Raw genomic sequence first — 1,092 nt, 5'->3', positions numbered from 1 at the left:
TGATCGGGGCTCAAATCTACCACCGAGACCTGGCAATGCCTGTCAGAAGGCAACTTAGTAGGCTTGGCGTACTGATCGGGCGGAAGCACGGGCGAGAGCTCGCGTGGACCGTTCAGTAACGAAAATCCTGGTCACAGTAGCAGCGAGAGTCGGGTGTGAACCCCGACGGCCTGACGAGCAAGGGTTCCTCGGCACTGCCAATCAGCCGAGGGTTAGCCGGCCCTAAGTCTCACCGTAACTCGACTGAGACAAACGGGAAACTGGTTAATATTCCAGTGCCGCCGTGCAATTCGCCGACGCTTTTGGAAACAGCGAGCGGGGCCTTCGCCCCGTCGAATCGTAGAAGATCGTGGACGCCGTAACGGCAGGAAGCGATCGAATTACGAGACAGCGCAAGTCGCTGGTACCGAGAGCCCGTGAAAAGGCGCACGGTGACCGTACCAAGATCCGACACAGGTGCTCAGGCAGCGAAAGCCAAGGCCCGTCGGGAGCAACCGGCGTTAGGGAATTCGGCAAGTTAGTCCCGTACCTTCGGAAGAAGGGATGCCTGCTTTTCACCGAGCAGGTCGCAGTGACTCGGACGCTCCGACTGTGTAGTAACAACATAGGTGACCGCAAATCCGCAAGGACTCGTACGGTCACTGAATCCTGCCCAGTGCAGGTATCTGAACACCTCGTACAAGAGGACGAAGGACCTGTCAACGGCGGGGGTAACTATGACCCTCTTAAGGTAGCGTAGTACCTTGCCGCTTCAGTAGCGGCTTGCATGAATGGATCAACGAGAGCGTCACTGTCCCAACGCTGGGCCCGGTGAACTGTACGTTCCAGTGCGGAGTCTGGAGACCCCCAAGGGGAAGCGAAGACCCTATAGAGCTTTACTGCAGGCTGTCGCTGGGACGTGGTCGCTAACGTGCAGGATAGGTAGGAGTCATTACAGAGGTACCCGCGCTAGCGGGCCACCCAGACACTCCTGAAATACTACCCGTTAGTGACTGCGACCCTCACTCCTGGCGGAGGACACCGGTAGCCGGGCAGTTTGACTGGGGCGGTACGCGCTCGAAAAGATATCGAGCGCGCCCAAAGATTTCCTCA

General features: G+C 58.1%; 1 rRNA gene. It reads left to right on the top strand.

Annotation, left to right across the window (positions count from 1 at the left end):
• Nucleotides 1-1,092: ribosomal RNA gene (locus tag BLU74_RS19235) — 23S ribosomal RNA — on the top strand; the annotation flags it as partial.

This window comes from Halobellus clavatus (assembly GCF_900107195.1).
Lineage (GTDB): Archaea > Halobacteriota > Halobacteria > Halobacteriales > Haloferacaceae > Haloquadratum > Haloquadratum clavatum.
This window is presented reverse-complemented; position numbering and strand designations above follow the sequence as displayed.